General features: G+C 59.8%; 16 protein-coding genes. 5 read left to right on the top strand and 11 right to left on the bottom strand.

Features of this window, described 5'->3' with window-relative positions; translation table 11 throughout:
* Position 1 precedes the first annotated feature (1 nt).
* Positions 2 to 199 (top strand): YbdD/YjiX family protein, encoded by a 198-nt coding sequence (locus tag AC193Q_RS16160; protein WP_003228401.1) that lies wholly within the window; start codon positions 2 to 4, stop codon positions 197 to 199.
* A gap of 163 nt (positions 200 to 362) precedes the next feature.
* Positions 363 to 1334 carry a GTPase gene (yjiA, locus tag AC193Q_RS16155; protein ID WP_121187289.1) on the top strand — a complete coding sequence of 324 codons (972 nt, stop codon included), beginning with the start codon at positions 363 to 365 and terminating at the stop codon, positions 1332 to 1334.
* Positions 1335 to 1456: 122 nt separating this feature from the next.
* Here yjiA and AC193Q_RS16150 read toward each other — a convergent pair whose 3' ends face one another.
* The 7 genes from AC193Q_RS16150 to AC193Q_RS16120 all read right to left on the bottom strand — a co-directional run bounded on the left by AC193Q_RS16150 (position 1457) and on the right by AC193Q_RS16120 (position 11336).
* A complete protein-coding gene (locus AC193Q_RS16150; RefSeq protein WP_121187287.1) occupies positions 1457 to 2167 on the bottom strand; it encodes a GntR family transcriptional regulator in 711 nt (236 codons plus the stop codon).
* 23 nt (positions 2168 to 2190) lie between these two features.
* Positions 2191 to 2895 carry a FadR/GntR family transcriptional regulator gene (locus tag AC193Q_RS16145; protein ID WP_025108765.1) on the bottom strand — a complete coding sequence of 235 codons (705 nt, stop codon included), beginning with the start codon at positions 2893 to 2895 and terminating at the stop codon, positions 2191 to 2193.
* A gap of 84 nt (positions 2896 to 2979) precedes the next feature.
* A complete protein-coding gene (locus tag AC193Q_RS16140; protein ID WP_095668274.1) occupies positions 2980 to 4293 on the bottom strand; it encodes a C4-dicarboxylate transporter DctA in 1314 nt (437 codons plus the stop codon).
* Positions 4294 to 4560: 267 nt separating this feature from the next.
* Positions 4561 to 5115, bottom strand: coding sequence for a hypothetical protein (locus tag AC193Q_RS16135; protein WP_121187285.1), 555 nt, complete (start codon positions 5113 to 5115; stop codon positions 4561 to 4563).
* Between the two features lie 83 nt (positions 5116 to 5198).
* Positions 5199 to 5771 (bottom strand): hypothetical protein, encoded by a 573-nt coding sequence (locus tag AC193Q_RS16130; protein ID WP_095668276.1) that lies wholly within the window; start codon positions 5769 to 5771, stop codon positions 5199 to 5201.
* A gap of 226 nt (positions 5772 to 5997) precedes the next feature.
* Positions 5998 to 7251, bottom strand: coding sequence for a serine hydroxymethyltransferase (gene glyA, locus AC193Q_RS16125; RefSeq protein WP_041065242.1), 1254 nt, complete (start codon positions 7249 to 7251; stop codon positions 5998 to 6000).
* Positions 7252 to 7487: 236 nt separating this feature from the next.
* Entirely contained in the window at positions 7488 to 11336 is a 3849-nt protein-coding gene (locus AC193Q_RS16120; RefSeq protein ID WP_121187282.1) for a sensor domain-containing protein, read from the bottom strand.
* A gap of 286 nt (positions 11337 to 11622) precedes the next feature.
* Here AC193Q_RS16120 and ettA point away from each other — a divergent pair, with 286 nt between their 5' ends.
* Both ettA and gdhA read left to right on the top strand, forming a co-directional pair.
* Positions 11623 to 13287, top strand: a complete 1665-nt coding sequence (ettA, locus tag AC193Q_RS16115; RefSeq protein WP_047296679.1) for an energy-dependent translational throttle protein EttA — start codon at positions 11623 to 11625, stop codon at positions 13285 to 13287.
* A gap of 372 nt (positions 13288 to 13659) precedes the next feature.
* Positions 13660 to 14997, top strand: a complete 1338-nt coding sequence (gene gdhA / locus AC193Q_RS16110) for an NADP-specific glutamate dehydrogenase (RefSeq protein ID WP_121187280.1) — start codon at positions 13660 to 13662, stop codon at positions 14995 to 14997.
* On the opposite strand, the gene AC193Q_RS16105 is transcribed toward gdhA, so the two are convergent.
* The 4 genes from AC193Q_RS16105 to AC193Q_RS16090 all read right to left on the bottom strand — a co-directional run bounded on the left by AC193Q_RS16105 (position 14994) and on the right by AC193Q_RS16090 (position 18674).
* A complete protein-coding gene (locus AC193Q_RS16105; RefSeq protein ID WP_121187278.1) occupies positions 14994 to 15488 on the bottom strand; it encodes a GreA/GreB family elongation factor in 495 nt (164 codons plus the stop codon). The genes gdhA and AC193Q_RS16105 overlap by 4 nt on opposite strands.
* 70 nt (positions 15489 to 15558) lie before the next feature.
* Positions 15559 to 15915, bottom strand: coding sequence for a hypothetical protein (locus AC193Q_RS16100; RefSeq protein WP_121187276.1), 357 nt, complete (start codon positions 15913 to 15915; stop codon positions 15559 to 15561).
* A gap of 154 nt (positions 15916 to 16069) precedes the next feature.
* On the bottom strand, positions 16070 to 17923 hold the full coding sequence (locus AC193Q_RS16095; protein ID WP_121187274.1) for an Lnb N-terminal periplasmic domain-containing protein: 1854 nt from the start codon (positions 17921 to 17923) through the stop codon (positions 16070 to 16072).
* 262 nt (positions 17924 to 18185) lie between these two features.
* Entirely contained in the window at positions 18186 to 18674 is a 489-nt protein-coding gene (locus AC193Q_RS16090) for a DUF3015 domain-containing protein (RefSeq protein ID WP_007909797.1), read from the bottom strand.
* 277 nt (positions 18675 to 18951) lie between these two features.
* Between AC193Q_RS16090 and AC193Q_RS16085 the strand changes: the two genes are divergently transcribed.
* Positions 18952 to 21390, top strand: coding sequence for a Lon protease family protein (locus AC193Q_RS16085; RefSeq protein WP_095668280.1), 2439 nt, complete (start codon positions 18952 to 18954; stop codon positions 21388 to 21390).
* The last annotated feature ends 195 nt before the right edge of the window (positions 21391 to 21585 follow it).

Below are 21585 nucleotides of genomic sequence, written 5' to 3'. Positions count from 1 at the left end.
CATGTTCAATGACCTGAGTCGCCTCGGTAAATACCTCGGTCAGGCCGCGCGCCTGATGGTCGGCATGCCCGACTACGACACCTACGTCGAGCATATGCAAACCAAACACCCGGACAAACCGGTGATGAGCTATGAGATGTTCTTTCGCGAGCGTCAGGAAGCGCGTTACGGTGGCAAGGGTGGGCCGAAGTGCTGTTGAGCTGACAGCCTGCGGCTGATGCAATCCCCCTGTGGGAGCGAGCCTGCTCGCGAATACGGAGTGTCAGTTGATGAATGATTTGACTGACACACCGCTTTCGCGAGCAGGCTCGCTCCCACATTTGTTTTTGTGTTGTTCATTCATTTTGTGAAGGGGATCTGTTTTGTCTTCTCCCATACCCGTAACGGTACTCAGTGGTTTTCTCGGTGCCGGCAAGACCACCTTGCTGCGCCATCTGCTGAAAGCCGAGCACGGTCTGAAAATCGCCGTGATCGAGAACGAATTCAGCGACGCCGGCATCGACACCCAGTTGCTCGGCGACGAGCCGGTGCAAGTCATGACCCTGGCCAACGGCTGCGTCTGCTGCACCATTCACACTGATCTGACAAAGGCCCTGTACCTGCTGCTCGAACGCCTGGACAGCGGCGAAATCGCCTTCGACCGGCTGGTGATCGAATGTACCGGTCTGGCCGATCCAGCGCCTGTGGCGCAAACTTTTTTCATCGATGAAGAGCTGCGCGAGCGCTATCTGCTCGACGGCATCATCACATTGGTCGACGCCGCCCACGCCGACCTGCACTTGACCCAGACCATTGCCCAGGCGCAGATCGGTTTTGCCGACCGCTTGCTGGTCAGCAAGACTGATCTGGTGGATGAGCCGACGTTCAATGCACTGAGCGAACGCCTGACGCGGATCAACCGCCGTGCGCCGATCCGCGTGGTCGAGCACGGCAACATCGATCTGGCGCAACTGCTTGATGTGCGGGGTTTCAACCTCAACGCCGATCTGGGAGGCGGGGTCAGCCTGCGTCCGGTGAGCAAGGCGCCTTCCATCGATCGCATCTCCAGCCTGGTACTGCGCACGGACCAGCCGCTGGATATCGATCGGCTCAGCGAATTCATGAATGAGTTGCTGGAAGAGCACGGCAAGCAATTGCTCCGTTACAAGGGGGTGCTGAACATCGCTGGCGAGGATCGCCGGCTGGTGTTTCAGGGCGTGCTGAAACTCTACGGTTTCGACTGGGACACCGAGTGGGCCGAGGGTGAGGCGCGGGAAAGCGTGATCGTGTTTATTGCCGATGATTTGCCGGAAGAGAAGATCCGGGCGGGTTTTGCCAAGGTGGCTTCTGCCTGATGGTTCTTCGGTGTCAGGGCTGACGCCATCGCGGGCAAGCCCGCTCCCACAGGTTTACAGGTGTACACATGATTTGTGAACGACAATAACCCTGTGGGAGCGGGCTTGCCCGCGATGGCGATTCAACCGACAACGTAATGCTTGATGGTTGGCTCCAGCAGCGTCTGCTCCAGATCATCCAGATGCCGGTTCATCAGTAGACTGGCCTTGACCCCATCTCCACATTCAACCGCCTCAAGCAGCGCCAAATGCTCCTGCCATGCGCAACAACTATGCGTCTGATGCTGACACCGCGCAATCGCCAGCGACGTCAACGGCACCAGGCTGCCAAGGAAATGCGCCAACGGTGCATTCCCCGCCATCTGTGCCAACTGCAGATGAAACTCGCCGGACAAACGAATCGCCGCCGCATGCCGTTCCTGAACCACGGCCAGGCGTTCGCGTTCGACCAGCGTGCGCAAGCGTTTCAAACCCTCCGCTGACGCATTCTGACAAGCCAGACGCACCAGCGTCGCTTCGGTCAGGCGCCGAGCGTGCAGGGTTTGTCGGGTCTGTTCTGCATCCGGTGCGGCGACCCGCGGCCGATGATTGGCGCGCAGCACAATCACCTGCTCATGGGACAACTGCGTCAGTACCCGGCGTACATCGGCGCGGCTGACGCCAAACATCTGCTTGAGGCTGTCTTCGGTGAAGCGGCTGGCCGGGTCGATTCGCCGGTCCAGAATCGCCTCGAACAGCCGCGGGTACAGAGCATCTGCCGGCGCTCGCAGGCGGGAGAAGGGCAGAGGTGCCGACATCTGACGAGTGTGCGGCGACGTGGCAAGACTGTTCATGGCCGGTCTCCAGTGTGAAGCATTCAGTGGCTGAGGTTGTCTTCCGGGATATTCAGTTCGATGCCCATCCGCTGGCCTTCGCGCAGGATGTGCCGACGCATTTCGGCGCTGGCCTGAGCACTGTTCTTGCTGCGGATCGCGCGCACCACCGCTTCGTTTTCTTCCAGGCGCTCGGCCAGATGCTCGGGCGAATTGCGCAGCACTTCGGCGCTTTGCTTGAGGGCATTGCTGGTCTGCTGCACCACGCTCTGGAAAATCGGGTTCGAGGTCAGGGTGAACAGCTCTTCGTGGAAGGCGATGTAGGCGCTGACGCCGGCTTCACTATCGCCCGCTTCAAGGGCTTCGCGCATGTCCATCAGGGTCAGGCGCAACTGCCCGACCTCTTTGCTGCTGATTGACTGCGCGACCAGGCCGACAATGAACGGCTCAAGGGTGTAGCGCAGTTGCAGCACGTCTTCGAGGCTGGCGCCGGCGACCGCGCTGTCGTGGCTCTGGCTGTCACTGAGCTGGGCGTCGAGCACTACCACGCCTTTGCCCGGCATCGAACGGACCAGGCCCAGGGTCTCCAGAACGATCACCGCTTCGCGCAGGCTCGGACGGCTGATGCCCAGTTGTTCGGCCAGTTCGCGCTGGCCCGGCAACATGTCGCCGGAGCGCCACTGACCACGGGCGAGGGCGGCGCGCAGTTTTTCTACGACTGAGTTGACGACGGTTGATGTGGTGATCACTTGTCTAGCTCCGTAAGCCCATAGGGGATGCCGCAAACAAGATCAAAAGATCGCAGCCTGCGGCAGCTCCTGCGGGGTTGAAAATCAGAACTCTTGCTGGTGCGCCGGAGTTCCGGTTTTACGCGGTTGAAAGGTGTAGCCCTGCTGACCGCTGAGTACTTTGTTTGCGCGTTGTACGTCGATGTCCTTTTCCCAGCGGGCGATGGCCACGGTGGCGACACAGTTGCCGATCAGGTTGGTCAGCGCCCGGCCGATGCCCATGAACCAGTCCACCGCCAGCACCAGCACCAGCCCGACCACCGGAATCGCCGGGATCGCTGTCAGTGTCGCCGCCAGAATCACCAGCGCCGAACCGGGAATGCCATGGGCGCCCTTGGAGGTGATCAGCGACACCAGCAGAATCGTCAGCAGGTCGGTCATCGCCAATGGCGTGCCGGTGGCGTTGGCGATGAACACAATGGCCAGCGTCAGGTAGATTGAAAAACCGTCGAGGTTGAACGAGTAGCCGGTGGGAATCACCAGCCCGACGGTCGAGCTGCCGATGCCCAGGTGTTCGAGTTTGCGCATGATCTGCGGCAGCACGGCATCGGAGGAGGCGGTGCCCATGACGATCAGCAGCTCTTCACGCAGATATTTGAGCAATGGCCACAGGCGCAGGCCCGAGGCGCGCATCACCACACCGAGGATCACGCTGACGAACGCGACGCAGGTCAGGTAGAACAAACCGACCAGACTGCCCAGGTGCTGCAGCGAATCGAGGCCGTACTTGCTGGTGGTGAAGGCGATGGCGCCGAACACGCCGATGGGCGCCAGACGCACGATCATGCCCATGATCCGGAAGATCACATGGCTCAGTTCGTTGATCAGTCGCGAGATCCCCGAGGCCGCTTCACCCACCAGATTCAGTGCGCTGCCGAACAACACCGAGAACAGCAGCACTTGCAGGATGTTGTTGTCGGCAAAGGCGCCGAGCACCGAGGTCGGGATCAGGTCCATCAGGAACTGCGTGGTGGTGTGCATGTGCTGGCCGCGTTCGGCGATGTCGCCCATGTCAGCGGCGGACAACTGCTCCAGATGGATATTCGCGCCGCTGCCGATCCCGGTGCTGAACGCGAACACCAGACCGATCACCAACGCGATGGTGGTCAGTACTTCAAAGTAGATCACCGATTTGAGGCCGATACGCCCGACCTTCTTCAGATCCCCTGCGCCGCTGATGCCGCTGACCACCACGCAGAACACGATCAGGCCGATCAGCATCTTGATCAGTTTGATGAAGCCGTCGCCCAAGGGTTTGAGCTGAGCGGAATATTCGGGAAGGGTCAGTCCGCAGATGATGCCGAGCACCAGTCCGAGAACCACTTGGAGGAAGATTGAACGCGAGCACCATCTGAGCATGGGAGGAATCCTGGTCGGTGTCCTGGTTGCCGTGTGCGGAGCACATCAGATTGAGGACTTAATTATTGTGGTCTTACCGGTATGTCCAGTGCAGGCGCAGTCTACGCGCGGGATTTCCTGAAATACAAGGGGCAGGGCGGAAATTGGCATGACCGGTCTGACCAGTGGTGCCCTGCCCGGTAATCCCGTGGATCCCGCGCGCGAAAAACCAGCCCGGCGCTGTTGCGCCGGGCTGGTTTGTACTGACGCTGGCGGATTTCAATCTGCTCAGTAAGGCGCGTTGCGCTTCAGGATATTGAGCTTGAAGTCGAGAACACCGGCGCTGCGGTTCGAGTTGGTGCGGACGAACGTGCCGACTCTGGGATCATGTTTGTTACGACTTTGCTCGGCGCACAACAGCGCGCCGCCTCGGGTCTGGATTCTGACAGTGGGCGTATCCGTGTCGATCTGATCCAGCGTGATGATATTGCCCTTGGCATCGAGCAGGTTGAATGTGGTCTGGTCCCCATCTTCGGTTGCATAAGAGTTCAGGAAGTCTTTTTCTTCACGGCTGATGGTTCTGTAGTAGTACTCGCCCGGCGTAAAGATATAAATAGTGTAGTAGTCATCAAGGCAGCGGAAGTAAAGGGTCAGTGCGTCCGGTGCAACATCTGGCTTGAGAAAGAGATAGTTTGAAACATCCAGGTGGTGGGAAAACGTAAAGGCTTCATAATCGGGACGTGGAGTCGTGACCTTTCTGCCATACGTCAACTTGGGAAAGTGTGGATAGCCATAGCGAGTGCTCAATGTTGCAATAAAGGATTTTTCCTGATTGGTGCTCATGGTATTACTCGATCTTTTGAATGCTGATAACTAAACAGCCGGGCTGTTCAGTGGCGTAAGTGTTGAATGCTGAAATGTTGATGTCAGATTTCGTCGGGATCACTGAGAAACGATGCATTGCGCTCGATGATTTTCAGTGTGAACGGCAGGCCTGTGTTATCCGTCTCGGCCATATAAATGTAGGGTGCGCCTCGTCGACGCAACGCTGTGATCTGGCCGGCGTTACGTGCCTTGAGTCGCACTCGCTGACGATCACCGCCCATATCCTGCAGGGTGATGATCCGGTTATCGTGGCTCAGCAAGTTGAAAGAGGTGGTATCGCTGCCCGCCGGCAGAAAAGCCCCTAACACCCCGGCGCGATCCTTGCTCAGGCAATATCCTGTGTGCGTGGCGTGATCGCGTATGTAAAGGTGGTAATAGTCATCAGTACAGCGGAAATAAATATTCATGGGTTGTACGTTTGTTACTTCCCTTTGGAAGCGGCAACCCAATAGGTGGGCATCATCGATTAATCTGGGAGTACCGGTGTAAAAACCGCCGGAAAATGATTTGTCGGTGCGCAAGACCGGCTCTTCATAAAGCGCTCCCAGGATATTCAGGTGGTGCTGGTCCAGCATTAATGTTGCGATAAATGACTTTTGCCTGTTCGTTGTCATGAACTCTTCCTTGAGTTTTTGATGGGTGTTTCTTCGTTTTGTGTGGATTTTTAGTTGCTGTTGCGCGTTCTGTTTTTAACACTAACAGCTAGGTTTTGTTGATGTCCTGTTTTTCTTTGAAGTTGTTGTTTCAAGTTTTAAGTGAGGCGGCAGCGACTTTCACGCAGACGAAAAAAAACCGGCCAATCACTTGGCCGGTTTTTCATGCTGCAGGTTTAATGTCGCATCAAGCGCCGTATACCGGCAGTTTCTTGCAGATGGCTTTGACTTTCTCACGAACGGCATCGATCACCGCTTCGTTGTTCAGGTCAGCCAGGATGTCGCAGATCCAGCCGGCCAGCTCTTTGCACTCTGCCTCTTTGAAGCCACGGGTGGTCACAGCCGGAGTACCGAAGCGCAGGCCGGAGGTGACGAACGGCGAGCGTGGGTCGTTTGGCACGGAGTTCTTGTTCACGGTGATGAACGCTTTGCCCAGCGCGGCGTCGGCGTCTTTACCGGAGATGTCCTGCTTGATCAGCGACAGCAGGAACAGGTGGTTCTTGGTACCGCCGGAAACCACGTCGAAACCGCGCGCGATGAACACTTCGGCCATGGCCTGGGCGTTCTTCACCACTTGTTCCTGGTAAGCCTTGAACTCAGGCTGCAGTGCTTCCTTGAAGCAGATCGCCTTGGCGGCGATCACGTGCTCCAGCGGGCCACCCTGGGCGCCCGGGAATACCGCGGAGTTCAGCTTCTTCTCGATGTCGGCGTTGGCGCGCGCCAGGATCAGACCGCCACGTGGACCGCGCAGGGTCTTGTGCGTGGTGGTGGTGACCACGTCAGCGAAAGGCACCGGGTTCGGGTAGACGCCAGCGGCGACCAGACCGGCCACGTGAGCCATGTCGACGAACAGGTAGGCACCGACTTTGTCCGCGATGGCGCGGAAGCGCGGGAAGTCGAGAATCTGCGAGTAGGCAGAGAAACCGGCCACGATCATTTTCGGCTTGTGTTCAACGGCCAGACGCTCGACTTCGTCGTAGTCGATCAGGCCATTGGCGTCGATGCCGTACTGCACGGCGTTGTACAGCTTGCCGGAGGAGGACACGCTGGCGCCGTGGGTCAGGTGACCACCGTGGGCCAGGCTCATGCCCAGAATGGTGTCGCCACCTTGCAGCAGGGCCAGGTAAACAGCGGCGTTGGCTTGCGAGCCGGCGTGCGGCTGAACGTTGGCGTAATCGGCGCCGAACAGCTCTTTGGCGCGGTCGATGGCCAGTTGTTCAACGACGTCAACGTACTCGCAACCACCGTAGTAGCGCTTGCCCGGATAGCCTTCGGCGTATTTGTTGGTCAGAACCGAGCCTTGAGCTTCCATCACCGCAGGGCTGGTGTAGTTTTCCGAAGCGATCAGCTCAATGTGCTCTTCCTGGCGCTGAGCTTCTTGCTCCATGGCGGCAAAGAGATCGGCGTCGTACTTGGCAATAGTCAAATCACGGCTGAACATGGCGGTCCTCAAGGATCGGGGGCAGAAAAGGGGGGCATTCTAACCCAATGGGTTTTGGATGGCATATGAAACGACATCATGTCGCAGACAAGTGGCGTTCATGACAGATGTGCGGTGCTTTTGCCGGCCTGAAAAGATCGCAGCCTTCGGCAGTTCCTACAGTAATCGGGGCCGATTGCGAATACTGTGACCGACATCAATCCCTGTAGGAGCTGCCGAAGGCTGCGATCTTTTCTTCAGTCAAACATGAACAGCGCATCATTGCTGAACTGCGCTTCAAACCGGCTCGCCGGCATCGGTCGGCCGAACAGATAGCCCTGCACTTCATCGCAACCGTGCTCGCGCAGGAAGTCCAGTTGCTCATGGGTTTCCACGCCCTCGGCGATCACCGCCAGATTGAGGCTGTGGGCCATGGCGATGATCGCACGGGCGATCTGCGCATCCTGTTCGCCGGACGGCAGGCCGTCGACGAAAGTGCGGTCGATCTTCAGCACGTCGATCGGGAACTGCTTGAGGTAGTTCAGCGATGAATAACCGGTGCCGAAATCGTCGACCGCGATACTCAGGCCAAGGTTTTTCAGCCCGGCGAGAATCTGCATCGCCTCGCTGACTTCGCGCATCAGGATACTTTCGGTCAGCTCCAGTTCCAGGCACGCCGGTGGCAGCCCGGTTTCGCGCAGGATGGTGGCGATGCGTGTACCGAGCTGGCCATCGGAGAACTGCCGCGCCGAGATGTTCACCGACACCTTCGGCACGCGCACGCGGTTCTGGTGCCAGGTCTTGAGCTGGCGGCAGGCTTCGCTGATGACCCAGTCGCCAACGTCGACCACCAGACCGAGCTCTTCCAGCACCGGAATGAAATCTCCCGGCGGCACCAGCCCGCGACGCGGATGACGCCAGCGCAGCAGCGCTTCGGCGCCGGTCAGGCGTTTGCCGTCGCCACTGAATTGCGGCTGGTAATACAGGACGAATTCGTTCTGCTCCAGCGCGTGGCGCAGGTCGCTTTCCAGCTCAAGACGCTCCAGCGCACTGGCGTTCATGTCGGCCTGATAGAACTGGAAGTTGTTCTTGCCACGCTCCTTGGCGTGGTACATCGCAGTGTCGGCGTTCTTCATCAACTGACTGAGTTCGTTGCCGTCCTGCGGACTCAAAGCAATGCCGATACTGGCGGTGACGAAGAACTCGCGGCCTTCCAGCACGAATGGGCGCACCAGACTGGCGAGGATCTGCTCGGCCACATGAATCGCCCGGTTCAGCGCCATTTCGCGGCTGGAGCGATGTTGCAGGAGCAGGGTGAACTCGTCGCCGCCCATGCGCGCCACGGTGTCGTCTTCGTCGACGCAGGCCAGCAGGCGCGTGGCCATGTCTTTCAACATGCGGTCGCCGGCGGCGTGGCCGAGGGAGTCGTTGATCGGCTTGAAGCGGTCGAGGTCGAGGAACATCAGCACCACCCACGACTTCTGCCGCTCGGCCGATTGCAGCGCGGTGTGCAGGCGATCCTGGAACAGCGTGCGGTTCGGCAGGTGGGTCAGGGCGTCGTAGTAGGCGAGGCGATGAATGCGTTGTTCGCTGGCCTTGCGCTCGCTGATGTCGCTGAAGAAACACACGTAACTGGCGAGGTCGCCTTCATCGTCGAGTACCGCCGTGATGCCGACCCATGCCGGGTAATGCTCGCCGTTACGCCGCTTGAGCCAGACTTCGCCTTCCCAAGTGCTGTGCTGGTGCAATTGCTTGAGCACGTAACGCAGGTGCGCGTCCTGTTGCTCGTCGACAGTGAGCATGTTCGGCAACTGGTCGAGTACTTCCGACACCGCGTAACCGCTGACCCGGCTGAAGGCTTCGTTGGCCTGCACGATATAGCCGGCGGGGTCGGTGATCAGGATCGCCGAAGTCGAGTGCTCGAATACCGTGGCCGCCATACGCAAATCTTTCTCGGCGCGGCGTTGCTGACTGATGTCGCGGCCGACGCCTAGCACGCCTTCGAACGCGCCGTGTTCGTCCCACACCAGCACCAGGCGCAGCTCGATCGGGATCTTGCGACCGTCGGCACGCAGGCAGTCGAACAGGAACATCTGCGTCTGCACCTGGCTTCGCAGCTGTGCGAGTTGCTCAGGCTTGTCGAGCGCTTTGCTGACCCGATCCATAAGGGAATAGATGCCGCTCAGTTGTTGCGGGTTGGCGATGGTCGATTGCCAGCCGTTCTGGAAAATCCACTCGGCGTCGTAACCCAGCACCGCTTGCACCGACGGGCTGACGTAGTTCAGCGACAGCTTGCTGTCGGTGGAGAAAATCACGTCGCTGATGCTTTCGGCGAGCATGCGGTAGCGCTGCTCGCTGTCACGCAGCGATTCACTGGCCTCGATCTGCTCGGTGATGTCCTTGGCCACGCCGATGATCCGCGTGACCTGATCGTGTTTGTCGCGGGCCAGCGCTTGCTCACGAATGTCGAAGCGCCGCCACTTGCCGTCACGATGGCGGAAGCGCAGCTGACATTGCAGCAACTGACTGTAACCGGCGTGCCGCTGCATCTGCCGTGAGCGGTGGTAATAGTCGGCGTCTTCCGGGTGCAGGAGGATTTCCCAGAAGTACTCGCCCATCTGGTGCAGCTCGGAGCGGTTGTAACCGAGGGTCTGGCCGAGGTGATGGTTGCTGAAGATCATCCGCTGGCTGATCACGTCCTGCACATACAGATGATCCGGCACCGTGCGCACCACGTCCGACCAGAAGCCTTCGCGCTCCAGCAGCGACAGTTCGATCAGCTTGCGGCTGGTGATGTCGTTGATGCTGAGGATCACCGCTTTATAGTCGTGCAGCTCCTCAGGCAGGCGCAGAACCATCCACAGGTGCTGATCGCGACCGTTGATGTCTGGCAGTCTGATTTCCAGTTCCAGTTGTTTCTGTTGCTGCAGAACCGCGTCGAGCACCTGGTTGCCGATGGCGCACTGGCTGTGCGGCTGGCCGTCGATCAGCAGTTGCCAGGCGTGCTCGCAGGAATGGACATTGAGCAGTTGCAGCGCGACCTGATTGACCTCGGTGACGCGCAGTTCTTGCAGCAGTTGCTGGCGCTGGGCCGGTTGGTCGAGCCAGGCCTTGAGCTGGTCGCTGGTCTGGATCTGCGCCTTGTCGAACACTTGCTTGAGGCCGGACAGATCGAGCACGCACAGCGCAACACCGGTGCCTTCGAAGATGTCCTGATAACGCCGGCGGCCTTCATGCAACTGGCGCTGGCGGCGACGCATGTTCAGCAGCGCGATCACCGGCAACATCGAGAACGCCAGGCCCAGCAGGCATTTGCCGATAAACGCTGGCAGCAGTTCTTCGAGCACCCGCTGACGGTCGAACAGCCCGCGCAACTGCCAGTCGCTGCTGCTCAGCGGTACGGTTAATACAGTGTTGGCCAGGTCGTCGGGGCTCAGCACGCCGGGCCTGGCTGAAGACAGCGCTTCGTCGCGGCTGATGATCTGGTGGTTGAGGCGGTTTTCCACCAGCCACAACGGGCGGATGCCGGTTTCACCCTGCTGGGTCAGCGAGTCGAAGAAGGTCGGGGTCAGGCGCAACACCCAGTAGCCGCGCGTGCTGCCGCTGGCCTGATGCAATAACAGATGCACCACCGAGCCGTCGTCGGCGTTGCTGAAGTAATGCGCCTGGGCGCGGCTGCGGCGCACCAGTTCAGCGAGGTAATCGGCGTCGTGGCTGTCGCTGGCGCTGTCGTTGAGGATTTTCCCGGATGGGCTGAGCAGGGCCAGGCTGCGCACGTCCGGCAGCGATTGCTGGAGCTTGCGCAGCAGCGCCTGCTGTTCGTCGGACGACTGCGGCTGTTCGACGATCGGTAGCAGGTTGAGGGCGATTTGCGCATTCAGCGACATGTTCAGGCTGACCTGCGAGGCGAGGTCGGCGGTGTAGTCGATGGTGTACTGGCGCTGGTTTTTCTGGGTCTCGCGCAATTGGTCGAGCAACTGCCAGAACAGCAATGCCAGCAGCAAAAGTACCAGCGTCGCCAAGGCACCCTTCAATGTTCCGCGCAGGGGCGAGCCGGTCCCCGGATTGGACGCGCTCACAGAAGCTGGCGGGGTAACGTTGGACAAGCTGAAATCCTGCGGTTTGGCTGGACTGGCGCGACGTGCACTATAAGCCGGACGCCCGAAGGGCGGCTAGCATGCCTTGAGTTGTGGCGAAGTGCCAGCCCCACTCGGCTGGACTGCCTTCCGTCATTCAGGTAGCTTTGCCGGTTACGCGGGAGCGTTCCAGCTCCTAGACTCAGACTTTTTCAGCGCGCACGCATTGATGACCATCAAGTGAACGACGCGCATCGGTCTGGCCGGGCATCGCCTGCGCTCCAATCATTCATCTGTCACTGACCCAAGGTTCTCCATGGCTCAATACGTCTTCACCATGCATCGGCTGGGCAAAGTTGTTCCGCCGAAGCGGGAAATCCTGAAAAACATTTCGCTGTCGTTCTTCCCCGGCGCCAAGATCGGCGTACTCGGCCTCAACGGTTCGGGTAAGTCCACACTGCTGAAAATCATGGCCGGCGTCGACACCGAGTTCGAGGGCGAAGCCCGTCCGATGCCGGACCTGAACATCGGTTATCTGCCACAAGAGCCACAACTTGATCCGACCAAGACCGTGCGTGAAGTGGTCGAGGAAGCGGTCAGCGTGATCAAGGACGCGCAAGCGCGTCTGGACGAGGTCTACGCTGCTTACGCCGATCCGGATGCCGATTTCGACAAGCTGGCTGCCGAACAGGCCAAGCTCGAAGCGATCCTGCAGGCCAGCGATGGTCACAACCTGGAGCGTCAACTGGAAGTCGCCGCCGATGCGCTACGTCTGCCGGCTTGGGACGCCAAGGTCGAACACCTGTCCGGTGGTGAAAAACGTCGTGTGGCCCTGTGCCGCCTGCTGCTGTCCGCTCCGGACATGCTGCTGCTCGACGAACCGACCAACCACTTGGACGCTGACTCCGTGGCGTGGCTGGAGCACTTCCTGCACGACTTCCCGGGCACCGTGGTCGCGATCACGCACGACCGTTACTTCCTCGACAACGTCGCCGGCTGGATTCTCGAACTCGACCGCGGCGCGGGCATTCCTTACGAGGGCAACTACTCGGGTTGGCTGGAAGCCAAGTCCGATCGTCTGGCCCAGGAATCCAAGCAGCAGTCGGCTCACGAAAAAGCCATGAAGGAAGAACTGGAGTGGGTGCGCAAAGGCGCCAAGGCCCGCCAGTCGAAATCCAAGGCTCGTCTGGCACGCTTTGAAGAAATGCAGTCGCAGGAATTCCAGAAGCGTTCGGAAACCAACGAGATCTACATCCCGGCCGGTCCACGTCTGGGCGACAAGGTCATCGAATTCAAGAACGTCACCAAGGGCTACGGCGATCGCGTCCTGATCGACAACCTGTCGTTCTCCATGCCGAAGGGCGCCATCGTGGGTGTGATCGGTGGTAACGGTGCCGGTAAATCGACCCTGTTCCGCATGCTGATGGGCAAGGAAACGCCGGATTCGGGCAGCATCGAAGTCGGTGAAACCGTGCAACTGGCCTGTGTTGACCAGAGCCGTGAAGACCTCGACGGCAGCAAGACCGTGTTCCAGCAGATCTCCGACGGTTCCGACCAGATCCGCATCGGCAACTACGAGATCCCGTCGCGCACCTACGTCGGTCGCTTCAACTTCAAGGGCGGCGACCAGCAGAAGTTCGTCAAGGACCTGTCCGGTGGTGAGCGCGGTCGTCTGCACCTGGCGCTGACCCTGAAGGAGGGCGGCAACGTCCTGCTGCTCGACGAACCGTCCAACGACCTCGACGTCGAAACCCTGCGTTCCCTGGAAGAAGCCCTGCTGGACTTCCCGGGCGCCGCCATTGTGATCTCTCACGATCGCTGGTTCCTGGACCGCGTCGCGACCCACATCCTGGCGTACGAAGACGACTCGCAAGCGGTGTTCTTCGAAGGCAACTACACCGAGTACGAAGCCGACCGCAAAAAGCGTCTTGGCGAAGCGGCTGCCCAGCCACACCGGGTACGCCACAAGAAACTGGCCTGATTCGGGTTGGTTGGATGAAAAAGCGGAGCCTTCGGGCTCCGTTTTTTTTGCCTGGGTTTCTTCAGCAATACCGGGTGCTTTCATCGCTGGCAAGCCAGCTCCCACAGGTTTTTTGTTGTACCTGGAATGTGTGGACGCCGCGAAAACTGTGGGAGCTGGCTTGCCAGCGATAGCGGTGTAACTGTTGGTGCGTCACTTCAATCTGATCTCCCCATTCAGGTGCAAAATCAGATCAAAAAACCGCCTGATTTATATCCTGTGCACCATTTAATTTCATAACTGCGACATTTTGCGCTGTTCCTGTGCGCAATTCGTTTGTTACAGTCCGGCTCAATCGCTTCCAACGACAATAAATTTGCCGAGACTTTTCCCATGATCGAATCCGTCGAATCCTTCCTCGCCCGCCTGAAAAAACGCGACCCGGATCAACCTGAATTCCACCAGGCCGTCGAAGAAGTCCTGCGCAGTCTGTGGCCGTTTCTCGAAGCCAATCCGCATTACCTGACCTCAGGGATTCTGGAGCGTATCTGCGAGCCGGAGCGGGCGATTGTGTTCCGCGTGTCGTGGGTCGACGATCAGGGCAAGGTTCAGGTCAATCGCGGTTTCCGCATCCAGATGAACAGCGCCATCGGCCCGTACAAGGGCGGCTTGCGTTTCCATCCTTCGGTGAATCTGGGCGTGCTGAAGTTTCTCGCCTTCGAGCAAACGTTCAAGAACTCTCTGACCTCATTGCCCATGGGCGGCGGCAAGGGCGGTTCGGACTTCGATCCGAAGGGCAAGAGCGACGCTGAAGTGATGCGTTTCTGTCAGGCGTTCATGAGCGAGCTGTACCGCCACATCGGCGCGGACGTTGATGTGCCGGCTGGCGACATCGGTGTCGGGGCGCGGGAGATCGGCTTCCTGTTCGGCCAGTACAAACGCCTGAGCAACCAGTTCACCAGCGTGTTGACCGGCAAAGGCATGACCTACGGCGGCAGCCTGATTCGCCCGGAAGCCACCGGTTTCGGTTGCGTGTACTTCGCCGAAGAAATGCTCAAGCGCCGCGGGCAGACCGTCGAAGGCAAACGCGTGGCGATCTCCGGTTCCGGCAATGTCGCGCAGTACGCGGCGCGCAAGGTCATGGACCTGGGCGGCAAGGTGATTTCCCTGTCCGATTCCGAAGGCACGCTGTACTGCGAATCGGGCCTGAGCGAAGAACAGTGGCAGGCGCTGCTGGAACTGAAAAACGTCAAACGCGGACGCATCAGCGAACTGGCCACGGCGTTCGGTCTGGAATTCCGTGCCGGGCAGTTGCCGTGGTCGCTGCCGTGCGACATCGCGTTGCCGTGCGCCACGCAGAACGAACTCGACGTCAACGCCGCGCGCACACTGCTGCGCAACGGCTGCGTGTGCGTCGCCGAGGGCGCAAACATGCCGACCACGCTGGAGGCTGTGGATATCTTTATCGAGGCCGGCATTCTGTTCGCCCCGGGCAAGGCGTCGAACGCCGGTGGGGTCGCGGTCAGCGGGCTGGAGATGTCGCAAAACGCCATGCGCCTGCTGTGGAACGCAGGCGAGGTGGACAGCAAGTTGCACGCGATCATGCAGTCGATCCACCACGCTTGCGTGCATTACGGCGAAGAGGACGGGCGGATCAACTACGTCAAAGGCGCGAACATCGCCGGCTTCGTCAAAGTCGCCGATGCGATGTTGGCCCAAGGCGTGGTTTAAGCCGGTTCGATGCGAATCACTTCAATCACCTGATCGCCAGCGGGGCGCTGCCACAGCACCTCGTCATTGAGGCGGGCGCCGAGCAGCGCCCGGCCCAGCGGCGAGCCCCAGTTGATCAGGCCCTGACTGGCGTCGGCCTGATCTTCGCCGACCAGTTGCACCCGACTTTCGGTGTCGTGCTCGTCGGCAAAGGTCACCCAACTGCCAATCTGCACTTTTTCGGTAGAGGTCGCGGGGGCAACGACCTGCGCGCTGGTGAGGCGTTGGTTGAAGTAGCGCAAATCTCTTTCGAGATCAGCCTGGCGCTGCTTGTCGGCTTGTTCGCCCTTGGCCGATTGTTCAGCGTGCAGGGCTTGCAGCTCGGTGACTTTGGCCTGCAGCTGCGCCAGCCCCTGCGGTGTGACGTAATTGGGCTGCGCGCTGACCTGCCGTTCGACGGGCTGGTCGGCTTGCGCAGCGGCATTGTCTTCGTTGACGAAAGCGCGGCTCATGGTGTCCTCCTGTGATAGGAATTGGGCCATGGTCGCCGGCATTTGGTTTCACTGGATGTCTGGAAACGACCTATTGCGAGCGATAAGCCCGTCCGGCGTCCTGATCCTTCTGTTGCTGCCAGACGCGCTCGCGCTCGTCCCAGTGTTCATTGCGATACTCTTCGCGATCCTTGTTCTCGAGCATCGCCTGACACTGGCGAAAGCCGTCGGTCCAGCCTTCGGCGTATTGCTTGTCTTTGAGGTAGCGCGGCACGTTCTTGCGAAACTCGCCACTGATCGAGCCGGCGGCTTGCCGGCCGCTGACGCAACCGTCATCGAAACCGTCGGCGAAGGCCGGTGGATAACCTTTGGCGATCAAGTCTTCATGGGTGGTCTGGCAACCCCCGAGCAACAGCAAAACACCCAACAGTCCCGCACACCGCCACATCGCACTCTCCCGCGCCGATTCTCGGCTGATAGGGAAAGTCTAGAAGGTGATTCGTTGATGGGGTGTGAAAGGAAGATCAAAAGATCGCAGCCTGCGGCAGCTCCTACAGGAAAAATGCATTCCCACTGTAGGAGCTGCCGCAGGCTGCGATCTTTTAATAGTGATACCACTTCACTTCGAGCATCACTTCGTTTTCCGGCGTCGCCACATGACTGAACTCACGCTGCGCACTCAGGCGCAAACCGAGGTTGCGCGACAATTCCCACTGCTGGTTCAGACTCAGGCTACGGCGCACTTCACCATTGAAGAAGTAATCGCCCTTGGCTTCCAGGCTGAGATTGCCCAGCGGGTTTTTCCACAACACGCCGGTATTGAAACCGCCGGCCGGGGAGACGAATTCGGCGAAGTCATTGTTGTGTTCAACGCGCACGGTGCCGAGAGCAAAACCCAATACGTCATCACCGAGCGCCCAAGTGCCGCCGCCGCCACCGTTGACGTGGCTGACCAGCGTCTCGTCATCATGCTTGCCCGGTACGCGCTCAAGGCCGCCAGTGACTTGCCACGACAGCGGCTGCAGCAACTCATTGCGCGGGGTCAGCGAACGAATGGTCGCCAGATCCAGTTGCTGGAATTGCCATTGGTTACCTTCGTACTGGCGCAGCTTCATCTGCAGGATTTCGATCTGCGCGCCGAGGGGGAAGCTTTCGGCGTTGTCGTTGAGGTCGTGATAGGCCATGCGCAAACCGTACTCGCCGAACGCACGGTCGCCCCGGGTGCCGATGCCGGCCTGCCAGGTGCGTGATTCGTGGCCGTCTTCGGGCAGGCCCGGTTGGGGGATCTGCAGCTCCGGCGCCGGGTTTTTGTTGATCGCCCGCAGCAGTTCGAAGCTGCGCTGAGCGCGTTGCGGATCACGTTCCTGACCGTTGGCGCGATAGCGTTCCAGGCGATACGCAGCATCGATGATCAGCGCCTGTCGACCCCGGGGCAGAGCCTTGAAGGTCGGGTCTTGCAACACTTGCTGATCGGCGCTGACGTTCAGCACCCATTGCTGTTCGTCACTGCTCAACGGCTGGGCACGGCTGAGCAGTTCACGTTCGCGGGATGGACGGTATTCGATACTTTCCACCAGTCCGGCTTCCTTCACGGCTTTGACCGTGTCGGTAGGGATAGCAGTCAACGGGAATTGCTCGGTCAGGCGCAGGCTTGGACGCGCCACCTGCAGCAGTTCGAGCAGGCGATAGGAGCAGTTTTCGTCGAAGAAGAAATAGTCGAACTGGATCTGCTTCAGCTCCCACACATGTTCGACCATGCGTGCGGTTTCTGCTTGCGTCAGGTTCAGCCGGTATTCCCACAGGTCGCGGTTTTCCAGGCTGCGGTACTCAGAGAGTTTTTCCTGATACGGCACCAGCGCGAACAGCCCCGGGTAGCCGCCCATCAAACCTTTCCAGGCGTAGAGGATGCTGTTGTCGGAGCCTTCGATGTAGGCGCCGAAGTTGATCGCGTAACTCAACAGCGAAGTCTTGTCGGCCTGCACATCGGCCTGATCGATGCGCAGCAGGGTGTGGCCGAACATCGACGACGGACTGTTGAGGTACGCCGCAGGAAAGATCATCACCGCGCTGTGCGGCGAGACGTCCTTGAACCATTTCTTGAATTCGGCGCAATCGGGGGCGGGCAGATCGGTCAGGTTGAGCTGCGCTTTCAGCCAGCGGGTGCGGGCCGGATAGACGCACTGCGCGTGCTGCTCGCCGAGACTGGCCGGGGCATACAGCGCTTGCACGGTGGCGGCCAACTCATGGTCGGGGTGTTCGTTGCCATCAGGCGCGAGAAAGAATTTCCTGTCGCTGACATAGCTGCGCCAGCCGCCGAGCTTGGCGGTTTCGTAATGACCGAGGGAAATCCAGAAGCGGTCGTTGGCCAGTTGCTGCAAACGTTGAGGGTCGATGTGAGGCGCGGCGGACAGCGGGGCGCAGACACAGAGCGCCAGCCAGGCAAGGCGTTTGAGCATAAGTGGCAACTTAAGTCGAAAAGAAAAAAAACCGGATCGGGCTGCGATCACTCCCTGTGGCGAGGGGATTTATCCCCGATGGGCTGCGAAGCGGCCCTCATACCTGCAAAACTCGGTGTATCAGATACACCCAATTGAATGGTTTCACGACTGCTACGCAGCCGATCGGGGATAAATCCCCTCACCACAGGTTCAGCGTCACATTCGAGTGATTGCACTCAAAACAAAACCCGCTTCCCGAAAGAAGCGGGTGGGGTCGAGCTTAAGCCTGAGTGGCGTACTTGGCCAGACGTGGGTCTGATTTCAGTACAGCCAGGGTGTTGGTATGCACGTCTTCGGCGGTCACGTCAGCCTTGCTGAAGATCTGCTGGAAGTGCTCGTGAGTGACAGCGGCGAAATGCGCACGGTCTTCCGGCGCCACGCCCAGTACCACAGCGTAAGTCGTCAGCGCTTCGCCGTTGCCTTTTGCCATGTCTTCGGACAGCTCGTTCATCATGCCATTCATGGCGAACCAGGATTTACCGCCGTAGGTCAGCGACGCGTTGGTCGAGCAACCGTTGGTGCCGGAAGTCATACCGAACGTAGCGTTACCGGAGGTGCCGTTGGTGGTGGATGCCAGGAAGTGTGCCGGGGTGCCACGCTGACCTTCGAACAGCATGTTGCCCCAACCGCAATCCGGACCGCCTGGCGCCTGAGCCATGGCGTTGATGGAAACAGCGGTGAAGAGAGTACCGAGAAGAATCCGTTTCATAGCTTTGTTCTCTTTGTGTGCATACCAATGGACAGGGTTCTGACACCTGACGGTGCCAGTGGGCCAGTATTCGTTCCAGCCGCGCAGTTTGGAGTTTAGGCACGTTCCTGGGGTTCCGTGAGTTTTTACAAAAGATTTGGCGATAACCCCGATTTGCCGGGGGGCGGGGCAGGGTCACCCGGTTGTCTATGCTTTGTCGTGTGGCGCGCCTTGCCAGTGGGGCACGGGCAGCGCCAGAATGCCGCTATCTGCCCCGCCTGATTGTTAAGGAAGCCCGATGCCTGATCCTGTTGCTGCCAGCTTGCGTCTAGCGCCCGAAGCGCTGACCCGTCCGTTTTCCGCTGAACAGTTCAGCTTCACTACCACCAATGATCTGGAGCCCTTTCGCGGTGTGCTTGGCCAGGAACGTGCGGTCGAAGCCTTGCAGTTCGGTGTGGCCATGCCACGCCCCGGTTACAACGTCTTTGTCATGGGCGAACCGGGCACCGGTCGCTTCTCGTTCGTCAAACGCTACCTGAAGGCCGAAGGCAAGCGCCTGCAGACCCCGGCGGACTGGGTCTACGTCAACAACTTCGATGAGCCGCGCGAACCCCGCGCGCTGGAGCTGCCATCGGGTACGGCGAGCGCATTCATCGGCGACATCAACGGCTTGATCGACAACCTGCTGGCGACGTTCCCGGCGGTGTTCGAGCACCCGTCCTACCAGCAGAAAAAAAGTGCCATCGACCGCGCCTTCAACCAGCGCTACGACAAGGCACTGGACGTCATCGAACGTCTGGCCCTGGAAAAAGACGTCGCCCTGTACCGCGACAGCAGCAACATCGCCTTCACCCCGATGCTCGAAGGCAAGGCGCTGGATGAAGCCGAGTTTTCGCAATTGCCGGAAGCCGAGCGCGAGCGTTTCCACGAGGATATTTCCGGTCTCGAAGAACGGCTGAATGAAGAGCTCGCGAGCCTGCCGCAGTGGAAGCGCGAGTCGAACAATCAGCTGCGTCAGCTCAACGAAGAAACCATCACCCTGGCCTTGCAGCCGTTGCTGTCGCCGCTGTCGGAAAAGTATGCGGAGAACGCCGCGGTCTGCGGTTACCTGCAAGCGATGCAGGTGTATCTGCTGAAAACCGTGGTCGAGCAACTGGTCGACGACAGCAAGACCGACGCCGTGGCGCGCAAGCTGCTGGAAGAGCAATACGCGCCGAGCCTGGTGGTCGGTCATCCGCACAGTGGCGGTGCGCCGGTGGTGTTCGAGCCGCATCCGACCTACGAAAACCTGTTCGGCCGCATTGAATACACCACCGATCAAGGGGCGCTTTACACCACTTATCGCCAGTTGCGCCCGGGCGCATTGCATCGCGCCAATGGCGGCTTCCTGATTCTTGAAGCGGAAAAAATGCTCAGTGAGCCGTTCGTGTGGGACGCACTCAAGCGCGCCCTGCAATCGCGCAAACTGAAGATGGAATCGCCGCTGGGCGAGATGGGCCGTTTCGCCACCGTGACCCTGAATCCGCAGCACATTCCGTTGCAGGTCAAAGTGGTGATCATCGGTGCGCGGCAGTTGTATTACACGCTGCAGGACCTGGATCCGGACTTCCAGGAGATGTTCCGCGTGCTGGTCGACTTCGACGAAGACATCCCGATGGTCGACGAAAGCCTGGAGCAGTTCGCCCAGTTGCTGAAAACCCGCACTTCGGAAGAAGGCATGGCGCCGCTGACCGCCGATGCGGTGGCGCGTCTGGCGACCTATAGCGCACGCCTGGCCGAGCATCAGGGGCGTTTGTCGGCGCGTATCGGCGACCTGTTCCAACTGGTCAGCGAGGCGGATTTCATTCGCCATCTGGCCGGTGATGAAATGACCGACGCCGGGCACATCGAGCGTGCGCTGAAAGCCAAAGCCACTCGCACTGGCCGCGTATCGGCGCGGATTCTCGACGACATGCTCGCCGGGATCATCCTGATCGACACCGACGGCGCCGCGGTCGGCAAGTGCAACGGGCTGACCGTGCTGGAAGTCGGCGATTCGGCGTTCGGTGTACCGGCGCGGATTTCCGCCACGGTGTACCCGGGCGGCAGCGGCATCGTCGACATCGAACGCGAGGTTAATCTCGGTCAGCCGATCCACTCCAAGGGCGTGATGATCCTCACCGGGTACCTGGGCAGCCGTTACGCCCAGGAATTCCCGCTGGCGATTTCCGCGAGCATTGCGCTCGAGCAATCCTACGGTTACGTCGATGGCGACAGTGCGTCGCTGGGCGAGGCTTGCACATTGATTTCGGCGTTGTCGAAAACCCCGCTCAAGCAGTGCTTCGCGATCACCGGCTCGATCAACCAGTTCGGCGAAGTGCAGGCGGTCGGTGGCGTCAACGAGAAGATCGAAGGCTTCTTCCGTCTCTGCGAAGCGCGTGGGCTGACCGGCGAGCAGGGCGCGATCATTCCGCAGGCCAACGTCGCCACGCTGATGCTCGACGAGAAGGTGCTGGCGGCCGTGCGCGCCGGGCAGTTCCATGTGTACGCGGTGCGTCAGGCTGACGAGGCTTTGAGCCTGTTGGTCGGCGAGCCGGCCGGTGAGCCGAATGCCGAAGGCGAATTTCCTGAGGGCAGCGTCAACGCACGCGTGGTTGAACGTCTGCGGGTGATTGCCGAGATGATCAGCGAAGAGGATCTGAAGGACGCGGAGAAGGAGTTGGCGCAAGAGGCGTTGGCAGAGGCCAAACCCGCCTGAGCCTTCATGCAGTAAATCTGTGGGAGCGAGCCTGCTCGCGAAAGCGCTGTATCAGACGACGAATAAGTTGCCTGACAGTCCGCATTCGCGAGCGGGCTCGCTCCCACAGTGTTTTTCCAGATTGATTTTTGCGCTGATCTTCGGGAAAAGTGCCACTACTCTGGCGTCAGAATTCACACAATGACCATTCGGCGC

The sequence above is a fragment of the Pseudomonas sp. F2 genome (assembly GCF_057174385.1).
Note: the sequence above shows the minus strand (reverse complement) of the source record. Positions and strands in the feature narration are given on the sequence as shown.

Excerpts from the sequence above, each read along its gene's own strand:
- AC193Q_RS16160 (WP_003228401.1), top strand. The coding sequence starts at position 2 with ATGTTCAATGACCTGAGTCGCCTCGGTAAATACCTCGGTCAGGCCGCG.
- AC193Q_RS16150 (WP_121187287.1), bottom strand. The coding sequence starts at position 2,167 with ATGAACAGTCTTGCCACGTCGCCGCACACTCGTCAGATGTCGGCACCT.
- AC193Q_RS16140 (WP_095668274.1), bottom strand. The coding sequence starts at position 4,293 with ATGCTCAGATGGTGCTCGCGTTCAATCTTCCTCCAAGTGGTTCTCGGA.
- AC193Q_RS16135 (WP_121187285.1), bottom strand. The coding sequence starts at position 5,115 with ATGAGCACCAATCAGGAAAAATCCTTTATTGCAACATTGAGCACTCGC.
- AC193Q_RS16130 (WP_095668276.1), bottom strand. The coding sequence starts at position 5,771 with ATGACAACGAACAGGCAAAAGTCATTTATCGCAACATTAATGCTGGAC.
- glyA (WP_041065242.1), bottom strand. The coding sequence starts at position 7,251 with ATGTTCAGCCGTGATTTGACTATTGCCAAGTACGACGCCGATCTCTTT.
- ettA (WP_047296679.1), top strand. The coding sequence starts at position 11,623 with ATGGCTCAATACGTCTTCACCATGCATCGGCTGGGCAAAGTTGTTCCG.
- gdhA (WP_121187280.1), top strand. The coding sequence starts at position 13,660 with ATGATCGAATCCGTCGAATCCTTCCTCGCCCGCCTGAAAAAACGCGAC.
- AC193Q_RS16105 (WP_121187278.1), bottom strand. The coding sequence starts at position 15,488 with ATGAGCCGCGCTTTCGTCAACGAAGACAATGCCGCTGCGCAAGCCGAC.
- AC193Q_RS16100 (WP_121187276.1), bottom strand. The coding sequence starts at position 15,915 with ATGTGGCGGTGTGCGGGACTGTTGGGTGTTTTGCTGTTGCTCGGGGGT.
- AC193Q_RS16095 (WP_121187274.1), bottom strand. The coding sequence starts at position 17,923 with ATGCTCAAACGCCTTGCCTGGCTGGCGCTCTGTGTCTGCGCCCCGCTG.
- AC193Q_RS16090 (WP_007909797.1), bottom strand. The coding sequence starts at position 18,674 with ATGAAACGGATTCTTCTCGGTACTCTCTTCACCGCTGTTTCCATCAAC.
- AC193Q_RS16085 (WP_095668280.1), top strand. The coding sequence starts at position 18,952 with ATGCCTGATCCTGTTGCTGCCAGCTTGCGTCTAGCGCCCGAAGCGCTG.